This window comes from Providencia sp. PROV188, from assembly GCF_027595165.1.
GTDB classification, from domain to species: domain Bacteria; phylum Pseudomonadota; class Gammaproteobacteria; order Enterobacterales; family Enterobacteriaceae; genus Providencia; species Providencia lanzhouensis.
Window position 1 is genome coordinate 1,413,761 of record NZ_CP097291.1, and the last position, 24,288, is coordinate 1,438,048.

The window sequence follows — 24,288 nt, forward strand, 5'->3', positions numbered from 1 at the left end:
AGCCGAGAAAAATCAATGAAAAACAAATTATTCGTTCTCATTTCATTTGTTTGCCTTTTCGGGAGCCTATTTGTTGCTCCTGCCTACAGCGAACGAATTAAAGATCTCACCACAGTACAAGGGGTGAGAGATAACCCATTAATTGGTTATGGTTTAGTGGTTGGATTGGATGGAACGGGTGACCAAACCATGCAAACGCCCTTTACCACTCAAAGTTTAAATAACATGTTGTCCCAAATGGGCATTACCGTTCCACCAGGCACCAACATGCAGCTGAAAAACGTTGCCGCAGTTATGGTCACGGCGAAAATGCCGCCATTTGGTCGCTCTGGTCAATCGGTGGATGTTGTTGTTTCCTCAATGGGTAACGCAAAAAGCTTACGTGGTGGAACCTTGCTGATGACCCCATTAAAAGGGGTTGATGGGCAAATTTACGCGATGGCGCAAGGTAACGTTTTAGTGGGCGGCGCAGGGGCTAGCGCGGGTGGAAGCAGTGTAAAAGTCAATCAGCTTAATGGTGGGCGTATTACGGATGGTGCAACGATTGAGCGTGAACTGGCCAGTAGCTTTGGGCAAAGTGGTGCTATCAACCTGCAACTTAACGAAGACAGTTTCGCATTAGCGCAAGACATTTCAGATGCGATTAACCGTCTGGGTGGAATGGGTTCAGCACGCGCATTAGATTCACGAACTGTTCAATTACTCGTTCCTGCAAATAACACGGACCAAGTCCGCTTTTTATCACGAGTTCAAGAGCTGAACGTGCGCACACCGATGGCAGAAGCCAAAGTTATCCTGAATTCACGCACCGGCTCTGTGGTGATCAACCGCAGTGTTACCTTAGACAGTTGTGCGGTCGCGCACGGTAGCTTAGCTGTCACGGTTGACCGTCAAACCCAAGTTAACCAACCGAATACGCCATTTGCTGGTGGACAAACGGTGGTCACTCGTAACACAAATATTGGCGTGAAAGAGCAAGGTGGGGCGTTACAGAAAGTGAATGCAAGCGTTCAGCTTAACCAAGTTATCCAAGCGCTCAATACGTTAGGGGCAACGCCAACAGACTTGATGTCTATTCTGCAAGCGATGGAAAGTGCTGGCTGCTTACGTGCGAAATTGGAGATCATCTAATGAGCGATATGCAGTTATTACAAGGGGCTGCGTATGATGTCCAGTCGCTCACCAGTTTAAAAGGCGAATTAAACAAATCGCCAGAACAAGGGCTGCGTCAAGTGACGCAGCAACTGGAAGCGACATTTGTGGAAATGATGCTCAAGAGTATGCGTTCAGCATTACCGCAGGATGGCATGTTTTCCAGTGACCAAACGCGCATGATGACCAGTATGTACGACCAGCAAATTGCCCAAGATCTTGCCCAAAAAGGGCTTGGTTTTGGGGAAATGATGTATCAGCAACTGACCCGTGACCAATCGCCAAGTTCACCTGCACAAGGCGCTTTTATGCCACTCAATGAGCAGGATCTACAATCGTTACCGCCGTTTGCTTTAGAGCAAATGGTACGACGATTCGCTCCTGCCATGGGGGATGCACTGGCATCGCCATTTAAGCAAATCAAATCCTTATCACTCAATAGCAGCAATTTTATCAATCAACTGATTGAGCCTGCTAAAAATGCCAGTGAAAAAAGCGGTATTTCTCATTTCTTAATTCTGGCGCAAGCGGCATTAGAAAGCGGTTGGGGAAAACGCGAAATTTTGACGGCGGAAGGCAAAACCAGCCATAACTTATTCGGTATTAAAGCGGGTAAAAATTGGCAAGGACCGGTCACGAATATTATGACCACGGAAGTGATCAACGGCAAAACTATCAAAATGCGCGATGATTTTCGTGTTTATGGTTCCTATGAAGAGGCGATTTCCGACTATATCAGCCTGTTAACGGAAAATCCTCGCTATAAAGACGTTAAACACGCCGCAACCCCTGAAATTGCCGCACGTCGACTTCATAAAGCGGGATATGCGACTGACCCCGGATATTCAGACAAACTGATCACGTTAATTAACCAGATTCGTGGTTCGGGCAGTGTGGCGAATACCTCGGCGTCACGGGCTATTCAAGCTTATAACATCGACTTAAACGATATCTTTTAAAGTGTCGCAATAAATCAAAGTTTGCGCTAAACATTTGCGCCAATTTTCCGATAAATAAATAAGTGAAAAATTTTGAGTGGCTAGCGCTGAGATTGAGTCAGCCAATCAAAGCGCTCAGTCCCAAGAATAGGAAAAGCTTATGCTGAACAATGTAATGAATAATGCGCTCAGTGGTGTGAACGCTGCGCAAGGCGGGTTAAGTGTTATTTCTAACAACTTAGCGAACGCCGGCGTAGGTTACTATCACCGCCAAAGTGCTGTTTTCGGGGAGAATCCCGGTACGATGACACCTAATGGTTATTTTGGTAACGGCACCTATTTCAGCCATGTTCGCCGTGAGTTTGATGAATTTGTTAATGCGCAATATAGCCAATCCCGCGCGCGTAGCGGTGATTTCGAAGCGTATGTGAAAAACTGCAACAAAGTTGATGATTTGCTGACAAACGATGTCGAAGACTTGTCTGGTAGCATCGGAAGCTTCTTTACTGCGCTGGATGCAGCTAGCAGTGATGCGAGCGACAAAACGCTGCTTGATGTTTTCTTAGGTCAATCCAACGCGTTAGTTTCTCAATTCAAAGAAGCTGATAAGCAACTGCAAGAGATGGAACGTGATATCAACCGCCAAATTGAAAATAAGGTGAAAGATATCAACATCTACGCAGAAAAAATTGCGGGATTAAACCAACAAATCGCGCGCGTGCGCTCCGTCAGTGGTTCAGAGCCTAATGACCTGCTGGATGTGCGTGACCGCTTAGTGAATGAAGTTAACTCGCTAGTTGGCGTTAAAGTTATCGAGCAAAATGGTAACTACAACGTGACCTTTGCCAACGGTTTACCGTTAGTCACGGGCGAAAAAGCTAACCGCTTAGAAGCGGTGCCATCTTCAAAAGATGACAGCCGTTTTAGTATTGGTTTTGTGGGGGCGAATGACCAAGTTCGTGAAATCCCTGACGAAGCGTTCAAAGGCGGTGAATTGAGCGGTATTTTGCGTTCACGCCAAGAAGTTCTCGACCCTGCTTATCAAAAAATCAATAAATTAGCGTTAGTTTTCGCGACTAAATTTAATGAAATTCATCAAAAAGGCTTTGACTCTAATGGCGAAACTGGCAAAGACTTTTTCGCGATTGGTAAAGGCTCTGTGGTCAGCAACACCTACAATACCGGCAAAACTGACTTTGACCTGAGTTACAGCGATGTTTCTCAAGTGACGGGCAAAAACTATGAAATGCGTTTTGATGGCGGCAAATGGAATGTGACCCGTTTACCGGATGGCGTTGACGTCAAAGTTGATACTAGCACTCCAGGCTCACTGAAATTTGAAGGTATTGAACTCAAAATCACGACCAATTCTCCTGCACAAGGAGATACTTTCGTCGTTAAACCGATGAATGGCGTGATTAACAGTATGTCAACGCTAGTGACGGATTCTTCGCAGTTTGCAAAAGCAGGCAGCAAAGATGGTGGCCCAGGAGACAACGAAAACATCAAAGAGTTAGTTAAGCTGCAAGATCAAAAACTGATTGATGGTGGCTCGACGTTCTCTGATTTTTACGCAACATTAGTCAATGATGTGGGAAGCCGCACTAAGCAAGCGCAAATTGATTCTGAAACCCAGAATAAAATGACCGAAAGTTTCTATCGCCAAGAGCAAGAAATTTCAGGGGTCAACATGAATGAAGAGAGCATTCAGATGCAAAAAATTCAGCAATTCTTTAATGCTAATGCTCAGGTATTAAAGACGGTTGATGATTTATTCAATGCATTAATGCGTGCGTTCTAATTAATTAAAAATACTGGGTTTTAATCAGAATTTAATAAGGATTTAAGCGATGCGTTTAAGTACCAATATGATTTTCCATCAACGCTTGCAGGACATGAATAGCGCCCAATCTCGTTGGATGGAGGCAGGGAGCCAAATAGCTTCAGGACACCGCGTAAATAAGCCTTCGGATGACCCGCAAGCGTCATCCCAAGCCGTGCGTATTAACCAGTCTGAAAACCGTAACCAGCAGTATGTGACCAGCCGTGGTTTCGCTAAAACTGGTATGACGCTGCAAATGAGTATTCTGACTCAAATGACGGATGTCACGACGCAAATCGATACTACTATCATTCAAGCCTCTAACCAAGGTGCTCTGAGTGATAAAGACCGAAACTCACTGGCTGAGCAACTGACTGGTCTAAAAGATCAATTGGTTGCACTGGGTAACACCACCGACGGTAATGGTCGCTATATTTTTGCAGGTTTTAAATCCGATAAGCCGCCATTTGAAATTGATGCTGACGGTGAGGTGCTGTATCACGGTGGCGATAAGCCTATCACTCAGAACGTTGCGAGTGAGCGTGAAATGACTACCTATTTCACAGGCGCACAAGTGTTTGAAACTGATGGTGCGGGTATGGTCAATGTGTTTAAAGCATTGAACGAAGGCATCAAAGCGCTGGGCATTCCACAAGAAAATGCACCGCAAGCGGATTTAGATAGAGCGCAAGCGGGTATGGACACGGCTAACCGTGGTATCAAAGCGGCATTGGATCAAATTTCCAATATCGAAGCGAAGCAGGGTTTGCAGCTGCAAGAAATTGATAAACTTGATTTCTTAGCGGATACCCGTTCAATCCAGAATTCGGCACGTAAAAGTGAGTTGTTAGAGACTAACTGGACCGCAGCCACAACGGATTATTATAAAGAGAAGGCGATGTTCCAAGCTTCTCAAGATATTTTCAAAGATCTAAACAGCATGTCATTATTTGGTGGCCGTTAATTGATTTTTACCGCACCCTGTAGCAGTGGCATGTGTATCGGGTGCGGGTTTTCTTCTGAGATTATTTTCAATTTTCCCTTCTGATTTTTCTCGCCTAATTTTTTAGCGTTTTAATATTTATATTCCAATCTATATTTCCGCTTTTCTCGTTCGAAATAACAGAGTTTATTTTTCTGTTGTTGGCTTATAGTATTTGTCACGATGAATTTGACCTTTGTTTTTGTTATTTAATAAACAAGCTACTGTTGTTCACTGCTGTGTAGGCAGCTTAGAAACAGAGTAATTGGCTGCGAGAGCGAGAACGGATATTCACTGCCGTACAGGCAGTTTAGGAAAGTCATGCAGCAGCGCAGCTAGACGAGTTAATTTTCACTGCCATACAGGCAGCTTAGATGTATAAATATAAAAAACATGAATAGCGCATCCAGTTAATTACCCGATATAACTTTTTTATATTTATCACCATAGAACGTATTTTATCCCTTACGGAGGATATTCTTGATTTATCCCCTATAAGGGATAATTTTCTTTTATCTCTTGCGGGGATAAAAAATGACTATGTCGGAGGTAAAATGAAAATAACAACTCCCGTTATGCTATCTACTACAATTCGTGAACATCGTAAAAAAAGTAAATTGACTCAGGCAGAAATTGCTGAACTAGTGGGAATTAAGCAGGCCACGGTCTCTGATTTTGAAAGCAAACCGGAGTCAACAAGACTTGGAACGTTATTTAAAATTCTTGCCTCCTTAGAATTGGAGCTTCGTGTCGTAGAGCGAGGTTCAACATTAAGTGAAGACCTAGGCTGGAACAGGGAATGGTAAGTGTCGAGAATTCAAACATTGTTGTTGCTATGAATGGCGACCCTATAGAAATAGGGTAAAACGGACTGAAATTAATATTCCCTCAGTAATTGATGATGAGAAAATTTAATAATTATTAACAGTATGGTTAATGTATAGAAAATAAATATTCTTTGATGAAGAATTAAATGGATTTTAATTTTTATTAAGCTATGAGATTCTGGCTTGGTTCAGTTTTCAACATATTGTTAAAGTTAGAAGATTGAGCAGCATTTTCTTCATAATCTTCAATGATAGTATACATGATTTCTACTAGTGGATTGTCAGGATCATTTTCAATTAAGTGTCCTATTAATTTGATTGTATGCTCGTAATTTTGGCGAGAGTAACGTGTACCAATAGCAGGGTAAATTAATTGATTAATAAATATAGTGATTCTATTTAACATCATAAATATGTTCCCTAATTTAATGGTTATATCGGAAAGCGCTAATTTTAAGTGAAATAAATCTAGCAATATTTATTATTTTTTTTCAAACTAAAATTTTAGATTCGTTTTTATATGTAAATTAAAGGTGATTTAATGTTATGTCATTTTAATAAAAATTCAAAATTTATCAAACTAACTAATTATGCTTTATTTCAATATTTTTGGAGGAAGAAATGAAAACGCATGCTGAGTTACATAGTGAATGGATACAAGATCCAGAATATCGCAGAGCTTACGAAATAGAAGAGCGAAGTAATACGTCGGTGGAGATAGTTATATTAGAGCTAGAAGACGAAAATGACTTTTTTGAAAGCTAGTAGATTGAGTAAAATGAATGGCTAACATTAATTGAGTGACCTGCTGCTTAGAAGTCCGTAGGTCATATCAAACCCACAAATTAAACATCAACGACAGCTGCTCAAACGCTTGATGGATCAGGCGTTCTGTATAGCGTGGTAGGATAGAAATAATCAGCCCCAACATGCTGATACCAATAGTTAATGTGAGAGGGAAACCTACCACAAACACCGATAACTGAGGCGTCATTCGGTTTAGAATACCGAGGGACAAGTTGAGAATTAAAAACAGTGTAATAAACGGCAGGGCGAGCATTAACCCATTGATAAAAATGGTATTCGCAAATTGCAAAAATACCCAAAAACCATCACGGTGAAGAGGGGCGGTTTGGATAGGGATCAGCTCAAATGAGTTTGTCAGAATATAAATCAGCCACAAATGCCCATCGAACGACAAAAACAGCAGCAGCGTGATTAAATTTAAAATTCGTCCAAGGATCGGCATATTGGGACCGCCGGTCGGGTCAAAGAACGTCGCGAATGACAGCCCCATCTGTAAACCAATCACTTCCCCCGCATGACGTACCGCGGCGAAAGCCATCTGCATGGTTAATCCCATGGCGGCACCAATCACGATTTGTTGTACACACACCCATAATCCCATCGCTGAAAATAGTGGAATGGTTGCGACAGGCAATTGTGGAGAAATGACTAAAACGGTAAAAAAGGCGAGGGCGATACGTACCTTACTGATAGCCTGTTTTTCATTAAAAAACGGGGCGGTACCAAACAGGGCTAACAGGCGAACAAAAGGATAAAAACCTTGGCTTAACCATAGCGTGAGGGTTTCGCTGGTAATGGTTAACATGATCAGCCAATGATAAACGGTAAGTTACTAAACAATGTGCGGATATAGTCCGTAAGCAGGTTTAGCATCCAAGGTCCCGCGATGATTAATACCGCAATTACCGATAAAATCTTAGGAATAAACGATAATGTCATTTCGTTTACTTGGGTAGCCGCTTGTAGCAGGCTGATAATTAAACCCGCTGCTAGAGCAGCTAACAGCAAAGGCGCCGCCAGCATCAATGCGATTTTCATCGCTTCCGTTCCCATTGCCATTACAGATTCAGGTGTCATATGTGCTCCTAATTAAAAAAGCTTTGGGAAAGGGAACCGAGTAGTAACTGCCAGCCATCGACTAACACAAATAGCATTAGCTTAAACGGCAATGAAACCGTTGCAGGTGGCACCATCATCATCCCCAACGCCATCAATACGCTGGCAACCACTAAGTCGATAATCAAAAATGGGATAAAGATAGTAAAACCAATCTGGAATGCCGTTTTTAGCTCACTGGTAATAAACGCCGGAATTAAAATGCGCATTGGCACATCTTTGGCCTCTTGGATATCACCCACTTTGGCGATACGCGCAAACAGCGCTAAATCAGATTCCCGAGTTTGCCCTAGCATAAAGGTACGCAGTGGCGCAGTGCCTTTTTCTAATGCGGTTTCTAGGCTAATTTTATCTTCGCTAAAAGGTTGATATGCCTCGCGATAAACCTGATCGGCAACCGGGGACATCACAAAGAATGTGAGAAATAAAGCTAAGCCCAATAAGACTTGGTTTGGTGGCGCTGACGGTGTACCTAGGGCGTTACGGAGTAACCCTAATACGATGATAATACGGGTAAAACTGGTCATCATCAGTAACATTGCAGGGATAAAACCCAGCAAGGTTAAAAACAGTAACGTTTGAACGGGCAACGACCAGGATTGACCACCATCGGCCAATGTATGGCTGATCACGGCAGGCAATGCCGCAGAGGCAGATTGTGGCAGAACAAGTAACAGAGCGCTGATAATGACAGCAGGTTTTAAAGGTGACATGGGCGCTTCCGGTTACTGTTTTTCAGGTGCCACAGCGTTAGCAGCATCCTGTTTTTTCTTGAAAATCGACTGAAACGTTAACGGTTCAGAGGCAAAGTTCACAACATCATTTTCTAGTGGTGCAGGGTACTGGTGCAGCAAATTCACGGATTGTGATGTGACGCCCAGCACTAAATATTCGTTATTCACTTCCACCACGACAACGCGCTCTTTGCCACCCAGAGTACAACGACCTTTCACATTAATCAGTTGCTGCTTAACAAGCGGATTACGTCCAAACCCAAATGTCTTAAACAGCCATGCACCCAGTAAGATCAGTAAAATGATCCCGCCAAGTGCCCCTGAAATCTGTGCTAAGCTATCATTTTGGTTGATAGCTTGTGCAGAGTTACCTTCGCTGCTGACGGTGCTGGTCAAAAAAGGCTTTTGAGTGTGCGCCGAATCAATCTGTGAAGCTGGTGTCTGCAAGGATGCCTCGGTTTGCAAAGGTGTGGCTGTTTCGTCAGACATTTTTAACGGCTCAAGCGGCGCATACGTTCTGATGGTGTGATGATGTCAGTGATACGAATACCATAATTGTCAGACACCACGACCACTTCACCTTGGGCAATTAAATAGCCGTTGATCAGGATATCCAATGGTTCACCGGCTAAGCCATCTAAAGAAACCACAGAACCTTGAGACAGGCTCAGCAATTTTTTAATCGTCATCTTGGTGCGACCCAGTTCCACCGATAGGCGAACTGGAATATCCATGATCATATCGACATCAGATAATTGATTTAATGGATTTTGTCCGTCGAAATTATCAAAATTTTGCATACCTGCGGAGGCGGATTCCGCTTGTTTTTGCTGTTCCAGCGCCTCAGCCCACAGATCCTCTTCATTGTGGTTGGTTGATGCATCAAGAGAATTCTTCGCCTCACTCATTGGTACTTTCCTCATCTAGAGTGTTTAAAACAGGATTAATCAAATGTTCCACACGCAGCGCATACTGGCCGTTTTGGGTACCGTATTGACTGGTTAATACTGGCACGCCATCAACATTGACGATAAGACGGTCAGGTTTCTCGATAGGGAGCACATCCCCTTTTTGCAATTGCAGTAAGCGAGAAATACGCAGCGGGATCTCAACCAAATTGGCAATCAGTTCAAGTTCTGAACGTTTTACTTGCGTGACTAAATTGGTTACCCACGCTTCATTTTCTTGATGCCCTTGCTCCATTGGTGGGTTAATTAACCGTTCACGCAATGGTTCAATCATGGCAATAGGAATACAGATACTGAACTCACCGACGGTATTACCAATTTCCACTAAGAACGGGGTTGTCACCACGATATCGTTCGGGGAAGTGGTGATGTTGGTGAATTTAACTTGGATTTCAGAACGCACATACTCGACTTCCACGTCAGCAATTGGCTTCCACGCATCACGGTAAGCGCCTAAAGCCAGCTTCAGCATACGGTTGATAATACGTTGCTCTGTATTGGTAAATTCTTTGCCTTCAGAACGGACAGGGAATCGACCATCTCCCCCAAACAGGTTATCCACGGCGATATACACTAACGCAGGTTCGAAAGTGAACAATGCGGTGCCGCGAAGCGGTGGCATGTGGATCAAGTTTAGGTTGGTTGGAACTGGCAAGTTACGCGCAAATTCATGATAAGGTTCGATTTTGATGGCGCCAACCGTGATATCCGGGCTCCGGCGCAACATGTTAAACAACCCCATACGAAACTGACGGGCAAAACGCTCATTAATAATTTCCAAGGACTGCATACGCTCGCGAAATACCCGACGTTGGGTATTCGGGTCATAAGGGCGAACGTTGTCTTTGCCTTGAAGATCCGTGGATGGCTGCTCGCTTGATGGCGCGTCATCATTGAGTAGCGCATCAATTTCAGCCTGAGATAAAATATTATCGCTCATGGGTCTTATCGCAGAATAAAAGTAGTAAATAACACGTCTGAAATATCCTGATCGGTATCGCCTGGGATCAGGGTAGGGGTGAGTGTCCCCTTAATATCTTTCATTAATTGCAACTTACCCTCGTTAGTGCCCATGTTTTTAGATTGCTGTTCTGACAGCAATAACAGTAGGCGGCTACGCACTTCTGGTAGGTATTCATGAAGTTGCTTACGCGACTTTTCATTCGCTAGACGTAAGGTGATGTGGATATAGAGCACGCGATCTGCCGCATTGTTTACCCCTGGCAGGTTAACGGTAAACGGTTCTAACTCCATAAAAATCGGTTGAGGCATATTGGGGCGTTTTTCTTCCCCATTCGCAGTCTCCTGCGCCTCTTGTTTTGTCGTCCACCAGCTGTAACCACCGAAACCTGCACCGGCTAAGGCGATGAGGGCAAACAGTAAAATTAACCCTTTGTTCGAACGTTTAGATTGATTGCGTGAAGACGACATGTTGCAAAATTCCTGTTGTAAATGCCAAACCCATACGGAGTTTTATACTTTATGATCTCTAGCATTATCCCTAGATTGGGAAGAGTTAAAGGAGTGAAAAACGAAACAAAAAGGCGGTAACTCGACGCTTTAGACCTGAAATTACCGCCATTAGATTATTTCTTAGGCAAAGGTATTAATTCCACCTTGATGTGTTGGCAATTTAACCCCACTCACGCTGGCATGAGATTCACTGATACCAACCGTGCCCATTGTTGGATGGGTTGGCTGAATTTGCCCATCATGTTGGCGAGATTGCTGTTCCGCGTTTGATTGACCGCTAAAATTATCTTGCCCCACAGAGCCTTGCGCTAAATGAATACCACTTTCCTGCAATGCACTGCGCAGGACTGGCATCATGCTTTCCATTGCAGCACGAACATGGCTATGTGGAGAAACAAAGTGCATCACGGCTTGATTATCTTCGATACGTAAATGCACATTTAGGGAACCTAACTCTTCAGGATGTAAGCGAATTTGCGCTTGAGAAATCCCTTGGCGAGAGAAAAACAGCATTTGTTGGCTAAGTTGTTGTTGCCAAGCTTCAGTACCAAATGGCGCAGCAAGGTTCATGGTTGGCGTTGGCATTGCAGGCGTTGCCGTTGGCATTGGTGTGGCAGATGGTGTCGCCATAATACCGGCTACATGCGTTACAGAAGGCGTCGCTGTATTGTTAAATGCGCTGCTTTCAGTTTGAACACTAAAAGCCCCTTTAGCACTGTTTTGAAGATTCTGGGTATTTTCAGCCGTTGCACTGGCGATTTGTGACAATGATTCTGTGCCTGGCGCTTTTTTACCGAGCGACATCGCATCTTGATTCAGATCTTTTGTTGGGATTGTGCGTGGATTATCCAGTGCAAATAACGCTTGATCGCGACGCTCACCGACCTCTTTTTTGCTCATTAAAGCGAGTGTCGGTTCATCGGCTTCCCCGGCGAGCTGCAATTGTGCTCCAGCCAAGGTTTTATCATCAAATGGCGTCACGTTACGCGCCACATCTGTCAGTTGTTGCAGTGTTTGAGTGAACGGAGTTGCAGAGGATTTCTCCGCACTGGTTTGCGGGTTAGCGGCCGTTTGAATACGCTCATCCATGGCTTGTTTTAATTGGCTAATTAAGGCGTGTTCCTCGCTTTGTTTACCCGTTAATAGCTCCGCTTGTAGTGGTGATTGTGCATTGAGGTCACGGCGGAAATTCAGCTGCGCTAAGGTATTTTCAGCTTGTTGTTTTTGAGTTAACTGATTTTCTGTGGTCGCGATTTTGTCCGTTGCTAATGGCGCGTCAGTGGATTTTTCTGAGGCGGCAGTGGCTGCATCAGATTGTTTTTGCTCACTGATCTGTTGATTCAAAGGCGTTTCGTTAGCAGTGCCATTAAACGTTGGGGCGCTATCACTATTTTTTTCTGGTAATTGCTGGTTTTCAAGAACTGCCTGAAAGGGTACGGCAGGTGCTTGATTTTCATCAATCTGCTTGTCTCGCGGCTGTTCCTTCGCGGAGTTAGCGGTAGGGGGGACCGGTAACAGGTTTGCATTGACGTCCATTTATTGGGTTCTCCGTAAAGTCGCGCGTTGAGCAAATTCATCCATCTGTTTCTGCTCTAAGCGATTTTGACGTTGGCTTTGAGTGTGTTCTGCACGCTGGATCAAGGTATCGAACGCATTGACGCGTTGCTGTTTTTCTTGCCAATGACGATTGGCGTCACTGACACGTTGTTCCCAGAGCGTTAACTGTTGCTGTTGCTGCTCAATAGTTAGCTCCAAGGTCACAAGAAATTGCTGATAGTTTTGCCATTTGTCCGAGTCCATGCCCGTGTGCAACGTTTGGTTTAATTTCTGCCGATATTCCGACTGATAGTTTTCCAACATGTGCAATTGCTCCGCCATTTGCGTGTGCGTTTGGCGGACTTGAGCAAGGACTTTAGCCGCTTCCTCTGAGGCATCTTCTGCTAAGCTCAGTAAGGTCGCTAATGCATGACTATTGGACATCGCATTCCTCGTTATTCATTGGGAACAACATGAGCCAGTTGTTCACAAGCGGTTTGATAATCACAACGTTCATCAATATCTTGCTGTAAAAACTTCGACATTCTTGGGTAATACTGAATTGCGGTATCGAGCATTGGGTCGCTGCCCATGGCATAAGCGCCGACGTTAATCAGGTCACGGTTGCGTTGATAGCTGGATGTGAGCTGTTTAAAGCGCTGGATCTTGCGATAATGTTCTTTAGCGATAAGCTCCGTCATTGCACGGCTAATGGATGCTTCAATATCAATGGCAGGGTAGTGCCCAGATTCTGCCAATGAGCGTGACAGAACAATGTGCCCATCTAAAATAGCGCGAGCGGAGTCGGCAATCGGGTCTTGTTGGTCATCCCCTTCGGTCAATACGGTATAAAAGGCTGTAATCGAACCGCCGTTTTTACCATTACCAGCACGCTCAACCAATGCAGGTAATTTTGCAAACACGGACGGTGGATAGCCTTTGGTTGCCGGAGGTTCACCGACAGCAAGCGCGATTTCACGCTGTGCCATGCTGTAGCGTGTGAGTGAATCCATGATAAGCAATACGCTTTTACCTTGATCACGGAAATATTCTGCGATGCGGGTAGCGTAAGATGCCCCTTGCATTCTCAGTAACGGTGAAACATCAGCCGGCGCGGCGACGACAACGGCACGGCGTAACCCTTCAGCACCTAAGATATTTTCAATAAAGTCTTTAACTTCGCGCCCACGCTCACCGATCAACCCAACGACAATAATGTCCGCTTGAGTGAAACGCGCCATCATGCCGAGTAAGACGCTTTTACCGACGCCAGAGCCTGCAAACAGCCCCATACGTTGACCGCGACCGACAGTTAACAGCGAGTTAATCGCTCGTACGCCCACATCTAAAATATCGTGAATTGGTGTACGCTCTAGCGGGTTGATGGATGGTGTGATTAGCGGCGCCCGTTGTTTGGTTTCCAGTGGTCCTTTGCCATCTAATGGAGTGCCTTGGGCATCTAATACGCGCCCAAGTAATTCATTGCCGAGTGGCAGCAGGCGACTCGTTTGTCCGTCTTCTCCCGAAGTTTGCGCATACACGCGCGCCCCCGGGGAAATACCTTCGAGGTCGGAGAGCGGCATCAACAACATGCGAGAGCCGTTAAAGCCAACCACTTCGCAGACAACTTCGTCAGTGCCACCATTAATAATGCGTTCGATATAGCAGGTGGCGCCTAAAGGCATCTTAATGCCTTCGGCTTCCATCACGAGACCTGTAATTTTGGTCAAACGTCCATAGCGGCGTACCATCGGAATGCCTTTCATGCGTGACTCTAAGTCATCAAGAGACGCTATCCAACGGCCGAGTCTCGCAGTCATGACAAGCTCTCCGGTGCATACAGGCGGCATAATTCTTGCCAGCGAGTGGCTACGGTCATATCAATTTCACCATCTTCAGCGACCACGCGACAGCCACCCATATGCAGGCTTGGGTCGGCGACTAAGCGCCAGCCATTCAAGTCTAACAATGAGCCTAAGTGTTGTTCGATAAGCGCCACATGATTCGGGTTCACATGCAGTTCAGGCTGGCTCGCAAATATTGGTTTTTGTTGCATTAAATGGCTAATTTCTTCTAATAGCGCGGTGCCATCGCACACGGTAGATTGCCCTAAAACTTGCTTCGCGGCAGTTAGCGCGATTTGCAGTAATTTGGTGGTAACGACGGTGTCAAAAGTATCTAGCGAATAGTGAAATTCTGATAACAGTTTCTGCCACGTTTCAATTACCGGTTGCTGAAGGGCGAGGGCTTGCTCGCTCCCTTGCTGCTCTCCAGAACGTAAGCCTTCCGTAAAACCAGCTTGATAACCCTCTTTTTGACCTTTTTCAAAGCCTTGTTGAAAGCCCGTTTTCTGGGCATCCTCTTTGATGTTATCCAGCAAGTTGATCTGCTCGAGCACTTCTTTTGGCTCTAAGCAGGGGACTTTCGGCGTGTTTGGCTCAGGAACGTCATTCAACGGCGGAATAGCCGATGAATTCAGATCCCATTGATTAAGTTCCCGTAACTGCCAAGGCTGCCACTGCTGATTATTTTTGGATGTATTAGACATACACGTCGTCTCCACCACCAATCGCGATTTCGCCTTTCTCCATTAAGCGGCGAACAATCATCAGAATAGCCTTCTGTTCGGTTTCCACTTGTGACATACGGACTGGTGCTCGAGATTCCAGGTCGTCGCGAACAATCTCGGCTGCACGCGCTGCCATATTGTTGAGGAAATGGTCGCGTAGAGCTTGGTTGCTGCCTTTGAGGGCAATAACCAGCGAGTCGGTAGACACGTCTTGCAGAATGCGCTGAATGCTGCGGTTGTCCACTTCGATAAGGTTTTCGAACAGGAACATTTCGTCGATAATGCGCTGAGCCAGCTCACCATCGTAATCACGCATGGCATCGATAACGCTTTCTTCTTGCTGATTTTTCATCAGGTTGATAATTTCTGCCGCGGTTCTTATGCCACCCATTTTGCTGCGTTTGAGGTTCTGACCGTCTAGCAGGTTGTTCAGAACTTCGGTCAGCTCAGCTAATGCGGCTGGCTGAACACCACCAAATGTTGCGATACGCAGCATAATGTCGTTACGCTGACGCTCTTCGAACAGTTCTAAAACATCGGCCGCTAAGTTGCGTTTTAAGTGAACCAAGATTGTGGCGATGATTTGTGGATGCTCGTCGCGAATAATATCGGCAACCGTTTGTGGCTCCATATAGTTGAGGCTTTCGATACCCGAGGTGGTCTCTTGCTTCTCGAAAATATCTTCCAACAGGCTGGCAGCACGTTCTTCCCCAAGGGCTTTGACCAACACCGAACGCAGATAGTCGTTGGTGTTGATATTTAAGGCGGCAAACTGAATTGCCGACTCTTCAAACTCGGTGAGCACTTCCGCCAGTTCGTTGTTGGAGATTTGGCGCATGTTGGACACCGCCATACTCAATTGCTGAACTTCTTTGGGATTCAGGTGCTTAAACACTTCAGCTGCCTGATCTTCGCCGAGTGTCATCAACATCACGGCGCTTTTTTCTGTTCCAGTTAAATTCATTGGGATTTTCCTAACCACTGACGGATAACCATTGCCACAACTTGTGGGTCTTTCTCTGCCATTTCACGAATACGCTGGCTTTGAATTTCAGCGCTAACACGTTGGCGAGTAAGACGGCGACGGGTTTTCTCGTCCATATCTTCACTAATTTCTTCTTCCACCACGAACGGCGCTTTAACTTGAGATGCATTGGCAATGGACATTTCAGCATCAATTTGCGCTTGTTGGGTTTTGCGATATTTCACCCACTGAGGTTTGATACCAAAGCGCCACATAAACCACGCAATCAACGCAATCAGCAAGATTTTGCCGTAATCTAAAGCTTGACCAATCACCTGTGGGTTATTCAATAACGATGGCTCTTCAACCACTGGCGTATCGTCAGTAAATAAGGAGTTAGTGATATTGATGGAGTCGCCACGCTGCGCAGAATAGCCCATCGCTTCACGGGTTAATGCATCAATTTGCTGTAACATTTCCGGTGGGAGCGGCTTCATTTCTGGACCTTTCTCACCTTCTTGGGATTGGTAATTGACGATCACCGCAACAGACAGTCGGTCAACGACACCAATTTGGCGCTGTGTGTGACTGATTTTGCGATCCACTTCGTAGTTTGTGGTTTCATCACGCTGAGTATTGAGAGTACCATTACGGGTATTCCCTGCGGTTTTTCCATCGGTGCTTTCTTTATTAGCATCAATCGGTGCGCTTGGTGCACTAACAGGTTGATTAGATAAGGCACCCGGTACGCCACTTGGACCGCCATTACTGTTTTGTAGGCTTTCGCTATTCTGGCGAGAACGTACCGCAGCGGCATCAGGAGTTTGATTTGGTTTGTACTCTTCAGAAGTCTGCTCAACTTTTGAAAAATCCATTTGCGCGGTGACTTGCGCGTGAATATTGGCACGACCGACTAATGGCGACAGAATATCTTCAATGCGCTCTTTAAGATGAGCCTCCATCTCTTTAGTCATTTTGATTTGTGCGCTATTGGCAGATTGTTGGCTGTTGTCGTTGTTGGTCAGCAGGCGACCCGTTTGATCGACAATGATCACGTTGGCGGCAGTTAAGCCGGTCACGCTGCTGGAAACCATGTGAACGATAGCGCTAATTTGCCCTTCATCCAACATTCTGCCTGGCAATAAACCGACAGTGACCGAGGCGGTCGGCAGTTTTTGTTCACGGACAAATAAGGTTGGTTTAGGGATAGCCAAATGGACTCGGGCGCTTTGAACTGGGCTGAGGGATTCGATGGTACGAGACAGCTCGCCTTCAAGGGCGCGCTGATAGTTGATTTGCTCACTAAATTGGCTGATACCAAATTGTTCTTTATCAAGCAGTTCAAAACCGGTATTGCCACCTTTCGGTAAACCTGATTGCGCCAGTTTCAAACGTAATTCATGGACTTTATCAGCAGGCACAAGAATAGCGCTGCCGTTATCCGCGATTTGATAAGGGACGTTCATCTGGGTCAATTGACCGACAATATCGCCACCATCTTTTGCACTCAGATTACTCAGTAGCACACGGTAGTCAGGGCTACGAAACCAGAGGAGCAGGGCGACAATAATAGATATCGCAGCAGCACCGGCAATAATTAATGGTATTTTAGGGTCGGCTTTGATGCTTTCGATCAGTGAGGCAAAACCTTTTTTGGCCTCCCCCGTATCTTTAGATGCGGTACTCATAAATATTCCCTGCTATGCAAACTAAACGGATGAATATACGTTTGGTGAAACAATCTTATTTCCCTCTTCGTAACCTCATTTTTTTACGCTGCTATTATTTATTGTCTTGATGCAATCTAATGACGGAATCAGCCTATAATTTTGGTGTTATTTATCGGCTTCAAGTAAAAAACGGTGTGGTAGGGTAGGCAAACTAAAATTCGTGACGGCAATTTTTTGCTCAACTTATCGACTAACCGAAGAGAACAGAATGACGATTCAAGCGATTGAAGGGGTGGTTTCCCAATTAAATGTGGTGGCAACTCAAGCTGCACATAATACCAAACCCGTTGTAGAGCCGGTGGGTTTTGCCGATCATTTAGTGGCATCCGTGAACCAAATCAATGAAACCCGTGTACAATCTGCGCAGAAAGTGCAAGATTTTACCCTCGGTAAGCCGGATGTTTCATTAAATGATGTGATGGTCGATATGCAAAAAGCCAGCTTGAGCCTACAAATGGGCATTCAGGTGCGTAATAAGCTGGTAGCAGCGTATCAAGAGATCATGTCAATGCCTGTGTGATTATCATTCTTTAATATTTATGTATTGATACGAAACGCAGGCAATGCCTGCGTTTTTTATTTGTTTTTAAATTGCGAAGTAAGCATCAATAAATAAGTTAATCTATTATTATTTCTTTTTGTCATTTTTAATATAACTATTTCTTACTCATGTAGGGTGAATGGGTAATACACTAAACTAGTGTTTATTTTATGAGTTCAATAATAATGGGTATGTTATGAATGATAATGATATTAGTGAAAATCACGGGCGAGATAATATTATCAATAAAAAGGAGTACGAAAGTGTTATTAAAAAAGGTGCGTTCTTTATATTAAATAGTAGCGGTGAAACTATTAATTCTATTGTTGTTAGTTATTATTCAGGATTGAAAGGTAATAAATCGACACAACGAATTGATAAGCTAGAGCATTTGGAAATGGCTGAGTTTGGATGTGAATTTACATACACGGTAATGGCATGGAGTCATACGGATTATTGGGATGTTGATTTCAAAATGTCAACAGGAAAAACTATATCTTATAGAAAACAAGCCTGTAATATACGACATTGGGATAATGGCATTGTGATTATTAATATAGCAAAAGATTTTAGATTGTTTATAAAATTCTCAAATTCAGGTGGTTGCCATAATTAATTTTTTAATAAAAATTGGAGGCAAATGGATAACGTAATAGAAAAATCACTTGCAACTAGCCATACTGGTTATTTCTATGTGATGAACTGCTCTTTGCAGGAGCTAAAATCTGTTAGTGTCACGCACTCTACAGACTATCCTCATAGTATGCTTAATATTACTGCTGATTACAGTAACCTAAAAAATATGAGCACAACTAAATTAGGACATTCATTCCCATATGAGACCGGTTTTTTATCTCATTTTGATTACTGGACTGTTGAAATAGAAACAGCATCTGGATACAAATATAAAACTAATGACTATTTTCTTTGTAATTTAAATTTCGATGATGATGGTTTTGTGTATATGGCTATTCTTCCAGATTTATCAGTTCATACTATTTTTTCTTATTCATCAGGGTGTCTAAATCATTTAAAAAATAACTTCACAAAATAGGATTTATATCATGAAGAAAAAAATAATTTTATTAGTCTGTGTGTTGTCTTCAAGTTTTTCAATGGCAAATCAGAATATTATAAATAAGGCATTTTCAGATAATTGTAATGCCTACCTCAACAAAGAAAAAAGAATTTCTACTATTACATTAGGTGAGCAAGATGTATTTAATAAAAGGGCTTTTTTTACAATAACTCTACGTGATGGAGATGCGGATACAAAGGAAATATCTATATTGGAATCGGTTGGGAACGAGTATGGTAGAGCAATGTTCCAGCTGATGAATACTGCATATTTATCAAATTCAAATATTAAAATAACCAGCTGTTCATCAAATAAAATCAGTGCAGCATCAATATCCTATAAATAAAATGTAAATTTTTTTGATAGTAAGAGGGTAATTATTACCCTCATTTTTATAAGTCGCTTAGATATTTCTGATTAAAAATAGGTTTACGTTATACATCAGGAAGTTCTATCCAGTTTTTTGACTAGCCAGAGACCACTTTGCTTCATGGCGTAGCCAAATAAAACGCCGACAATAAGCGACGGGATAGTCAATTGCCAATTTCCTTGTGCTGCAAAGGTTGCGCAGGCACCAATAAAGGTTCCTGGAATATAGGCAAGCCACGATTTTTGGGCTTGAAAACACATGACAAAAGCGATAACTGTGGTCACAAAGTAGCCTGCAAAATTAGGCAGATCATGGGTGAATTTATCGCTATGAATAATAACTAATCCCCAAACAACACCACTTAGCGCTGTTAATGCTGTCACCAGCAAACCCTTCACACCATCTTTCGGATAGGCAAAATAAGCGGTACATCCTAAAAATCCCGCCCAACTGATCAAGCCAAATACATCAGCAACCCATGCCCATAACCCAGAAAGAATTGCAGTCGTTAATGACAGAGAAAAAAGTAGTTTCACAATGATGACTTTATAAATAAGAATTTGAGAAAGCAGAGCATTGTATAGAGGGATTTTAATTGTTGCAATTAAATGATGGATAATCAGCACAGAGAAAAGACATAATGTATGAGTTAAAAGTGAGAACGGTGAATTAAATTCAATTTTGGAAAATTGAATAGGGATATTGATAATTAATCGTTAAATAAAAATTAGCATCAATTTACATTGATGCTAATAAATATGGCGAGAAGAATAAAGATAGTTATTGGTTAAAGATTACCAACCGTAAGCAATACCTGCACCGAGAACGGCTCTATCCGAGTTATTCCAGGAAATAGAGCTACGCAGATTTAAGTTTTGCTTAACTTGATACTGAGCTCCAGCTGCGATGGCGTTACCATTTTTAAAATTACCTAAGCCTAATCCGGCGCTAAAACGTGTGTTGGTGGTGTAAGGAATATTGGTCATTGCAGCAACTGAAGCAATACCGGCATTTGCATCACGAGCTGTTTGGTGGATTTTACTTTCCATTTGGTCAACTCGGGTATTTATTTGATTGAGCTGCTGTGTTTGAAGTTTTTCTTGTTTGTCGAGTTTATCAAAACGGTCGATATTAAGCATTTGTTGATTACGTAAAATTAAATCAGCATGAGCTTTACTATTTTTTTCTGCATCTTCAATTAATTGGCTTGTAATTAGATCACTTTCTCTAATGTCTTTATCGAGCTTTTCTATGGCAATATTCAGTTGTTTGGTATCTGTTTCATGTTTTTTGTTTGTGTCATCAATTAATAAAGTTGTAATAGCTTCACTTCTAAAAACTTCATCATCAACATATTTTTTATTCTTCATGTCACTATCATCAAAGTTTTTTTTCTAAATCAGATAAAGAGCTTTGTAATTTCTTAATGGAATTTCCTTTTTCAGCTATGTTTTTTTCTTGATTATTATTTTCTTGGCTTAAATCATTAATAGACATGTTTAATAAATTAATTGCATGATTATTATCTTCGATTTTATTCTCTAAATGGGCAAGGTTACTCTTTGGGGCTCTGGATAGAGGATTTTCTGATATTGATGAGTTAGTTAAAGTAATAGGGGGTAAGATAGCAGGCTCTTTTTCTTTTAATGAGGATAATTTTTTAATTAATGGTGATGATGTTTCGATTGCATACGCTAGAACATCAACAACAGGCGCCATGCTTTCGGCTATCTCAGTATATTTATTAATATTATCATTAAGTTTTTTATCATTTTCGAACTCAAAAGTGGTTCTATTATCCTCATATCGGTGCTCAGGGTAATCATAAGGGGCATTTATAGCCTCTTGATAGTTATTAGCTATTGCGAATGACTGAGTAGATAATGAAGAAATTATAGCTATACTAACAGCACTTAATAGTTTTTTTTTCATAACGAAATATCCATATAACGTAAAAGGAATAAATATCGAGATTTATATAAGTCGATACTTATGTTCGGGAGAGAATAATAAGAGATATGTTTTGGTGGGTAAAATCTGTTTTTTAATTTAATTGGTTCGGGAAAATCGTGTTGGATTAAGATTAGTACAATAGAATTGATGATGGGAATGAAGTGTAATTCTGGGATGCTTTAAAGTAATTTAAAAATTAATTTTTATCAAGCTAATAACTGAGAAATAGGGGAATATTAAATACATTCCCCAATCATGGTATAAGCTATTTCTTCACTTTATGGACGATATCAAAATATTTGGTTTTATCATCCTGTGATGGGTAAATTCGGTAAGTATATTCTTCCGGTGTCACGGTCACGTTTTCAACTACACGAGTAAACAGGACTTCACCTTTGTCATCTTTTGCAGTTAATGAGCGGGTTTTACCATCTTCGCTGAATGACCAATCACCCTGCATTTTTGGCGAACCCTCAAGGGTTAGCATCTTAAAAGTACCATCTGGGTAATACTCTGCAAGCCCAAAGAAGTTTGCCACTTGTTTATCTGTTGCAGGCACCTCTTTTTTATCTTGATCGACAGCTTGAGTGGTTACCCAGACTTTATCAATCATAATCTCTTCATAGGCATTGGCTTTTTTTGCGCTAACAGCTTGCTTTGCAACAGGCGCCGTTGAGTTAGCTTGAGCTGTAAAAGCAGCAGTGGTGGACATCACAATCAGGGCGGCAATAATCGGTTTTAATTTCATAAGAACTCCATTTATTAAGATTAGAAATGTGAGTAACAAAATCGAACAGGTCTTCATCATTAATTAAACAGCGAGCAAAGCAAAGGTAAGAATTATGATTAATTATTAAAAATGTAAGCTTACGTTGGGTTATGTATTCAAAGAAAATAGGCATCAGCAAACAAAACTCGGCTTATCCCATGTAATTTTTCTGTTAAAAACAGTATTAAATAGAAAGTCGAAATAAAATTATAGCTAAGCTATCTAATCAGTGTTAATTCAGATTTATATTTTGGTCGGTTTACCATGAAAAATTTACAAATACTTGTTTATACGGATTGTCTGATCTCAATCAAATACGTTGGATTTTGCCTGTAGAAAGGGGTTATACGGAGAATTTTCTGGTGATTTCAGATGTATTTTGTCTTAGATCATGTTATTTTTCTGTGAAATTTTCATCTCCAAGCCACTTTGCCATTTTTTGCATCTTTTGTGGGCAAAAAAAGGGTGATACTTTAACGCATAGGTTTAAGTAAAAACACATGGGCTTGAGTAAAAGTAATTGAATTAACAGGATTTTAGCTATGGCAGTAAGAGAAATTATTGAAATTCCAGATGAAAGATTGCGTATTCAGTGCAGTCCCGTTACGGATTTCGCAGCAGTACAAATATTGGTCGATGATTTAATTGAAACCATGTACAGCACTGACAACGGTATCGGGTTGGCGGCAACGCAAATCGCCGAAACCAAAGCCATTATGGTGATTGATATTTCGGAAGAACGTAATGAGCCAATGGTATTTATCAACCCACAAATTATTGAGAGCGAAGGGGAGACGAGCTATCAAGAGGGTTGTTTATCCGTACCGGATGTTTACGCAGATGTGCCACGCTTTTTGCGTGTGAAGGTGAAGGCGTTTGACCGTGACGGCAAGGAGTTTGTTGTCGACAGTGACGAGTTTTTAGCGATTGTCATGCAACATGAAATTGACCATTTAAACGGTAAAGTGTTTATTGACCACTTATCCACGTTAAAGCGCAATATGTTGTTGAAAAAGCTCAAAAAGCAGCAAAGATTAAAACAGCAGTAAGTTCTCATCTATTTTACGGCTTCCCGAGACCCAACAAGTGTGATTCGGGGAGCTGCTATTGCGTGCTTTGTGCCAATTGGGTTGTCCTATTAAGTTAAGCGTCAGGTTAACTGCCTGACACTTTACCGTTTACTCGAGAGGTTTAATAACCCTTGGAGCATCGGGTTGATCAAATTGGCCGTAGCTATTATTCAATACCTTTTGTTGGTCGAGCTGTTTGATTTCTTTACTTAAAAAATTCAAATGATTTTGTAAGTGTTCTTTTGTCACTCGTTCGTTTTCAATGATCTGGTGTAGTAACTGCACAAAGTCGTCAGTAATAGGTTGTTCCTGCTCATATTCTTGAGTCAAAGCCGTTAAATTCTCAACGGCAAGGACATATTCAGTTTCTCGGGAGATTAATGACTCCCATTCCCCTGATTGTGCGAGCGAAACTAAGTTTTCACTTAATATTAAGACATTACGATATATTTCAAGTAAATAGAGAGGATTTTTATTGTCCACCTGGTTATCTTTCATCCACATTTGCACCGATTTGTTGCCATGCAGAGGCGATATCGGAGAGTAATTGGTAAACTTCTTGGACATAAGTCACGTTGTTTTCTATGTTGGCGCGGAGCAATTGCCGCGTCATGTATTCATACAAACTTGCTAAATTTTCAGCAAGTTCGCCACCAGCCTCGTAATTTAGCGATTGTTTTAATCCCGTGTCAATGATGTCGATTGCTTTTGAGATTTCTTTACCCTTTTCAGCAATGTTTCCCTGCTCCATAAAAATTTCCCCCCGTTTAAGGGCACTTAAGGCCCCTTTAAACAGGATTTGGATCAGTTGATACGGGGTCGCATTGGCGATTTCACTCTCCAAACTGACCTGCTGATAGGCTTGATTAGCTTTACGTTGATACATGCG

31 protein-coding genes are annotated in these 24,288 nt (G+C 42.5%); 11 read left to right on the forward strand and 20 right to left on the reverse strand.

Annotated features, from left to right (window positions below; translation table 11 throughout):
* Positions 1-15: 15 nt before the first annotated feature.
* The 5 genes from M5X66_RS06235 to M5X66_RS06255 all read left to right on the forward strand — a co-directional run bounded on the left by M5X66_RS06235 (position 16) and on the right by M5X66_RS06255 (position 5,700).
* Positions 16-1,131 carry a flagellar basal body P-ring protein FlgI gene (locus M5X66_RS06235; RefSeq protein WP_036951445.1) on the forward strand — a complete coding sequence of 372 codons (1,116 nt, stop codon included), beginning with the start codon at positions 16-18 and terminating at the stop codon, positions 1,129-1,131.
* Complete coding sequence (gene flgJ / locus M5X66_RS06240; RefSeq protein ID WP_036951441.1) at positions 1,131-2,111, forward strand: flagellar assembly peptidoglycan hydrolase FlgJ; 981 nt, start codon at positions 1,131-1,133, stop codon at positions 2,109-2,111. The genes M5X66_RS06235 and flgJ overlap by 1 nt, the downstream gene beginning before the upstream one ends.
* A gap of 139 nt (positions 2,112-2,250) precedes the next feature.
* Positions 2,251-3,891, forward strand: a complete 1,641-nt coding sequence (flgK, locus tag M5X66_RS06245; protein ID WP_036951438.1) for a flagellar hook-associated protein FlgK — start codon at positions 2,251-2,253, stop codon at positions 3,889-3,891.
* A 49-nt stretch (positions 3,892-3,940) separates the two neighbouring features.
* Entirely contained in the window at positions 3,941-4,876 is a 936-nt protein-coding gene (flgL, locus tag M5X66_RS06250) for a flagellar hook-associated protein FlgL (RefSeq protein WP_036951436.1), read from the forward strand.
* Positions 4,877-5,448: 572 nt separating this feature from the next.
* Entirely contained in the window at positions 5,449-5,700 is a 252-nt protein-coding gene (locus M5X66_RS06255) for a helix-turn-helix domain-containing protein (RefSeq protein WP_154600295.1), read from the forward strand.
* A gap of 184 nt (positions 5,701-5,884) precedes the next feature.
* Here the strand turns inward: M5X66_RS06255 and M5X66_RS06260 are convergent, their stop codons facing one another.
* On the reverse strand, positions 5,885-6,130 hold the full coding sequence (locus tag M5X66_RS06260) for a hypothetical protein (protein WP_270103937.1): 246 nt from the start codon (positions 6,128-6,130) through the stop codon (positions 5,885-5,887).
* Between the two features lie 212 nt (positions 6,131-6,342).
* Between M5X66_RS06260 and M5X66_RS18670 the strand changes: the two genes are divergently transcribed.
* On the forward strand, positions 6,343-6,486 hold the full coding sequence (locus M5X66_RS18670; RefSeq protein WP_195848038.1) for a hypothetical protein: 144 nt from the start codon (positions 6,343-6,345) through the stop codon (positions 6,484-6,486).
* Positions 6,487-6,553: 67 nt separating this feature from the next.
* Here the strand turns inward: M5X66_RS18670 and fliR are convergent, their stop codons facing one another.
* The 13 genes from fliR to fliF form a co-directional block, all read right to left on the reverse strand.
* Positions 6,554-7,333 (reverse strand): flagellar biosynthetic protein FliR, encoded by a 780-nt coding sequence (gene fliR, locus M5X66_RS06270; RefSeq protein WP_036951417.1) that lies wholly within the window; start codon positions 7,331-7,333, stop codon positions 6,554-6,556.
* A 2-nt stretch (positions 7,334-7,335) separates the two neighbouring features.
* On the reverse strand, positions 7,336-7,605 hold the full coding sequence (gene fliQ / locus M5X66_RS06275) for a flagellar biosynthesis protein FliQ (RefSeq protein WP_036951410.1): 270 nt from the start codon (positions 7,603-7,605) through the stop codon (positions 7,336-7,338).
* An 8-nt stretch (positions 7,606-7,613) separates the two neighbouring features.
* Entirely contained in the window at positions 7,614-8,357 is a 744-nt protein-coding gene (fliP, locus tag M5X66_RS06280) for a flagellar type III secretion system pore protein FliP (protein WP_036951405.1), read from the reverse strand.
* Between the two features lie 12 nt (positions 8,358-8,369).
* Positions 8,370-8,867, reverse strand: coding sequence for a flagellar biosynthetic protein FliO (fliO, locus tag M5X66_RS06285; RefSeq protein WP_036951402.1), 498 nt, complete (start codon positions 8,865-8,867; stop codon positions 8,370-8,372).
* A gap of 2 nt (positions 8,868-8,869) precedes the next feature.
* The gene (fliN, locus tag M5X66_RS06290) at positions 8,870-9,286 is read right to left on the reverse strand and encodes a flagellar motor switch protein FliN (protein WP_036951399.1); all 417 of its coding nucleotides are present in this window, start codon (positions 9,284-9,286) and stop codon (positions 8,870-8,872) included.
* Positions 9,279-10,286 carry a flagellar motor switch protein FliM gene (fliM, locus tag M5X66_RS06295; RefSeq protein ID WP_036951396.1) on the reverse strand — a complete coding sequence of 336 codons (1,008 nt, stop codon included), beginning with the start codon at positions 10,284-10,286 and terminating at the stop codon, positions 9,279-9,281. The genes fliN and fliM overlap by 8 nt, the downstream gene beginning before the upstream one ends.
* Before the next feature lie 5 nt (positions 10,287-10,291).
* Positions 10,292-10,777 carry a flagellar basal body-associated protein FliL gene (fliL, locus tag M5X66_RS06300; protein WP_036951392.1) on the reverse strand — a complete coding sequence of 162 codons (486 nt, stop codon included), beginning with the start codon at positions 10,775-10,777 and terminating at the stop codon, positions 10,292-10,294.
* A 162-nt stretch (positions 10,778-10,939) separates the two neighbouring features.
* On the reverse strand, positions 10,940-12,355 hold the full coding sequence (locus tag M5X66_RS06305) for a flagellar hook-length control protein FliK (protein WP_270103938.1): 1,416 nt from the start codon (positions 12,353-12,355) through the stop codon (positions 10,940-10,942).
* Positions 12,356-12,799: a flagellar export protein FliJ gene (fliJ, locus tag M5X66_RS06310; RefSeq protein WP_036951388.1), complete on the reverse strand. Its 444-nt coding sequence runs from the start codon at positions 12,797-12,799 to the stop codon at positions 12,356-12,358.
* A gap of 11 nt (positions 12,800-12,810) precedes the next feature.
* Positions 12,811-14,175 carry a flagellar protein export ATPase FliI gene (gene fliI / locus M5X66_RS06315; protein ID WP_270103939.1) on the reverse strand — a complete coding sequence of 455 codons (1,365 nt, stop codon included), beginning with the start codon at positions 14,173-14,175 and terminating at the stop codon, positions 12,811-12,813.
* On the reverse strand, positions 14,172-14,903 hold the full coding sequence (gene fliH, locus M5X66_RS06320; protein WP_036951383.1) for a flagellar assembly protein FliH: 732 nt from the start codon (positions 14,901-14,903) through the stop codon (positions 14,172-14,174). The genes fliI and fliH overlap by 4 nt, the downstream gene beginning before the upstream one ends.
* Positions 14,896-15,888 (reverse strand): flagellar motor switch protein FliG, encoded by a 993-nt coding sequence (gene fliG / locus M5X66_RS06325; RefSeq protein WP_006657530.1) that lies wholly within the window; start codon positions 15,886-15,888, stop codon positions 14,896-14,898. Before fliG ends, fliH begins: the two co-directional genes overlap by 8 nt.
* Entirely contained in the window at positions 15,885-17,576 is a 1,692-nt protein-coding gene (fliF, locus tag M5X66_RS06330; RefSeq protein WP_132494667.1) for a flagellar basal-body MS-ring/collar protein FliF, read from the reverse strand. Before fliF ends, fliG begins: the two co-directional genes overlap by 4 nt.
* Before the next feature lie 250 nt (positions 17,577-17,826).
* Here fliF and fliE point away from each other — a divergent pair, with 250 nt between their 5' ends.
* The 4 genes from fliE (at position 17,827) to M5X66_RS06350 (ending at position 19,583) form a co-directional block, all read left to right on the forward strand.
* A complete protein-coding gene (gene fliE / locus M5X66_RS06335) occupies positions 17,827-18,138 on the forward strand; it encodes a flagellar hook-basal body complex protein FliE (RefSeq protein ID WP_036951378.1) in 312 nt (103 codons plus the stop codon).
* 217 nt (positions 18,139-18,355) lie between these two features.
* Positions 18,356-18,775: a hypothetical protein gene (locus tag M5X66_RS06340; RefSeq protein ID WP_036951375.1), complete on the forward strand. Its 420-nt coding sequence runs from the start codon at positions 18,356-18,358 to the stop codon at positions 18,773-18,775.
* Between the two features lie 24 nt (positions 18,776-18,799).
* Positions 18,800-19,213, forward strand: a complete 414-nt coding sequence (locus tag M5X66_RS06345; protein WP_270103940.1) for a hypothetical protein — start codon at positions 18,800-18,802, stop codon at positions 19,211-19,213.
* A 10-nt stretch (positions 19,214-19,223) separates the two neighbouring features.
* Positions 19,224-19,583 (forward strand): hypothetical protein, encoded by a 360-nt coding sequence (locus M5X66_RS06350; RefSeq protein WP_154600292.1) that lies wholly within the window; start codon positions 19,224-19,226, stop codon positions 19,581-19,583.
* A 95-nt stretch (positions 19,584-19,678) separates the two neighbouring features.
* On the opposite strand, the gene M5X66_RS06355 is transcribed toward M5X66_RS06350, so the two are convergent.
* The 4 genes from M5X66_RS06355 to M5X66_RS06370 all read right to left on the reverse strand — a co-directional run bounded on the left by M5X66_RS06355 (position 19,679) and on the right by M5X66_RS06370 (position 22,308).
* Complete coding sequence (locus M5X66_RS06355) at positions 19,679-20,143, reverse strand: DUF1097 domain-containing protein (RefSeq protein WP_270103941.1); 465 nt, start codon at positions 20,141-20,143, stop codon at positions 19,679-19,681.
* Positions 20,144-20,401: 258 nt separating this feature from the next.
* Positions 20,402-20,977, reverse strand: a complete 576-nt coding sequence (locus M5X66_RS06360) for a YadA C-terminal domain-containing protein (RefSeq protein WP_270103942.1) — start codon at positions 20,975-20,977, stop codon at positions 20,402-20,404.
* A gap of 10 nt (positions 20,978-20,987) precedes the next feature.
* Complete coding sequence (locus M5X66_RS06365) at positions 20,988-21,539, reverse strand: hypothetical protein (RefSeq protein ID WP_270103943.1); 552 nt, start codon at positions 21,537-21,539, stop codon at positions 20,988-20,990.
* Positions 21,540-21,825: 286 nt separating this feature from the next.
* Positions 21,826-22,308, reverse strand: a complete 483-nt coding sequence (locus tag M5X66_RS06370) for a DUF4822 domain-containing protein (protein ID WP_270103944.1) — start codon at positions 22,306-22,308, stop codon at positions 21,826-21,828.
* Positions 22,309-22,871: 563 nt separating this feature from the next.
* On the opposite strand from M5X66_RS06370, the gene def reads away from it, so the two are divergent.
* The gene (gene def, locus M5X66_RS06375; protein ID WP_270103945.1) at positions 22,872-23,378 is read left to right on the forward strand and encodes a peptide deformylase; all 507 of its coding nucleotides are present in this window, start codon (positions 22,872-22,874) and stop codon (positions 23,376-23,378) included.
* A gap of 129 nt (positions 23,379-23,507) precedes the next feature.
* Here the strand turns inward: def and fliT are convergent, their stop codons facing one another.
* Complete coding sequence (gene fliT / locus M5X66_RS06380) at positions 23,508-23,897, reverse strand: flagellar protein FliT (RefSeq protein ID WP_036951364.1); 390 nt, start codon at positions 23,895-23,897, stop codon at positions 23,508-23,510.
* Complete coding sequence (gene fliS, locus M5X66_RS06385; RefSeq protein ID WP_006657543.1) at positions 23,887-24,285, reverse strand: flagellar export chaperone FliS; 399 nt, start codon at positions 24,283-24,285, stop codon at positions 23,887-23,889. Before fliS ends, fliT begins: the two co-directional genes overlap by 11 nt.
* Positions 24,286-24,288 lie beyond the last annotated feature (3 nt).

Excerpts from the sequence above, each read along its gene's own strand:
- M5X66_RS06235 (WP_036951445.1), top strand. The coding sequence starts at position 16 with ATGAAAAACAAATTATTCGTTCTCATTTCATTTGTTTGCCTTTTCGGG.
- flgJ (WP_036951441.1), top strand. The coding sequence starts at position 1,131 with ATGAGCGATATGCAGTTATTACAAGGGGCTGCGTATGATGTCCAGTCG.
- flgK (WP_036951438.1), top strand. The coding sequence starts at position 2,251 with ATGCTGAACAATGTAATGAATAATGCGCTCAGTGGTGTGAACGCTGCG.
- flgL (WP_036951436.1), top strand. The coding sequence starts at position 3,941 with ATGCGTTTAAGTACCAATATGATTTTCCATCAACGCTTGCAGGACATG.
- M5X66_RS06255 (WP_154600295.1), top strand. The coding sequence starts at position 5,449 with ATGAAAATAACAACTCCCGTTATGCTATCTACTACAATTCGTGAACAT.
- M5X66_RS06260 (WP_270103937.1), bottom strand. The coding sequence starts at position 6,130 with ATGATGTTAAATAGAATCACTATATTTATTAATCAATTAATTTACCCT.
- M5X66_RS18670 (WP_195848038.1), top strand. The coding sequence starts at position 6,343 with ATGAAAACGCATGCTGAGTTACATAGTGAATGGATACAAGATCCAGAA.
- fliR (WP_036951417.1), bottom strand. The coding sequence starts at position 7,333 with ATGTTAACCATTACCAGCGAAACCCTCACGCTATGGTTAAGCCAAGGT.
- fliQ (WP_036951410.1), bottom strand. The coding sequence starts at position 7,605 with ATGACACCTGAATCTGTAATGGCAATGGGAACGGAAGCGATGAAAATC.
- fliP (WP_036951405.1), bottom strand. The coding sequence starts at position 8,357 with ATGTCACCTTTAAAACCTGCTGTCATTATCAGCGCTCTGTTACTTGTT.
- fliO (WP_036951402.1), bottom strand. The coding sequence starts at position 8,867 with ATGTCTGACGAAACAGCCACACCTTTGCAAACCGAGGCATCCTTGCAG.
- fliN (WP_036951399.1), bottom strand. The coding sequence starts at position 9,286 with ATGAGTGAGGCGAAGAATTCTCTTGATGCATCAACCAACCACAATGAA.
- fliM (WP_036951396.1), bottom strand. The coding sequence starts at position 10,286 with ATGAGCGATAATATTTTATCTCAGGCTGAAATTGATGCGCTACTCAAT.
- fliL (WP_036951392.1), bottom strand. The coding sequence starts at position 10,777 with ATGTCGTCTTCACGCAATCAATCTAAACGTTCGAACAAAGGGTTAATT.
- M5X66_RS06305 (WP_270103938.1), bottom strand. The coding sequence starts at position 12,355 with ATGGACGTCAATGCAAACCTGTTACCGGTCCCCCCTACCGCTAACTCC.
- fliJ (WP_036951388.1), bottom strand. The coding sequence starts at position 12,799 with ATGTCCAATAGTCATGCATTAGCGACCTTACTGAGCTTAGCAGAAGAT.
- fliI (WP_270103939.1), bottom strand. The coding sequence starts at position 14,175 with ATGACTGCGAGACTCGGCCGTTGGATAGCGTCTCTTGATGACTTAGAG.
- fliH (WP_036951383.1), bottom strand. The coding sequence starts at position 14,903 with ATGTCTAATACATCCAAAAATAATCAGCAGTGGCAGCCTTGGCAGTTA.
- fliG (WP_006657530.1), bottom strand. The coding sequence starts at position 15,888 with ATGAATTTAACTGGAACAGAAAAAAGCGCCGTGATGTTGATGACACTC.
- fliF (WP_132494667.1), bottom strand. The coding sequence starts at position 17,576 with ATGAGTACCGCATCTAAAGATACGGGGGAGGCCAAAAAAGGTTTTGCC.
- fliE (WP_036951378.1), top strand. The coding sequence starts at position 17,827 with ATGACGATTCAAGCGATTGAAGGGGTGGTTTCCCAATTAAATGTGGTG.
- M5X66_RS06340 (WP_036951375.1), top strand. The coding sequence starts at position 18,356 with ATGAATGATAATGATATTAGTGAAAATCACGGGCGAGATAATATTATC.
- M5X66_RS06345 (WP_270103940.1), top strand. The coding sequence starts at position 18,800 with ATGGATAACGTAATAGAAAAATCACTTGCAACTAGCCATACTGGTTAT.
- M5X66_RS06350 (WP_154600292.1), top strand. The coding sequence starts at position 19,224 with ATGAAGAAAAAAATAATTTTATTAGTCTGTGTGTTGTCTTCAAGTTTT.
- M5X66_RS06360 (WP_270103942.1), bottom strand. The coding sequence starts at position 20,977 with ATGAAGAATAAAAAATATGTTGATGATGAAGTTTTTAGAAGTGAAGCT.
- M5X66_RS06365 (WP_270103943.1), bottom strand. The coding sequence starts at position 21,539 with ATGAAAAAAAAACTATTAAGTGCTGTTAGTATAGCTATAATTTCTTCA.
- M5X66_RS06370 (WP_270103944.1), bottom strand. The coding sequence starts at position 22,308 with ATGAAATTAAAACCGATTATTGCCGCCCTGATTGTGATGTCCACCACT.
- def (WP_270103945.1), top strand. The coding sequence starts at position 22,872 with ATGGCAGTAAGAGAAATTATTGAAATTCCAGATGAAAGATTGCGTATT.
- fliT (WP_036951364.1), bottom strand. The coding sequence starts at position 23,897 with ATGAAAGATAACCAGGTGGACAATAAAAATCCTCTCTATTTACTTGAA.
- fliS (WP_006657543.1), bottom strand. The coding sequence starts at position 24,285 with ATGTATCAACGTAAAGCTAATCAAGCCTATCAGCAGGTCAGTTTGGAG.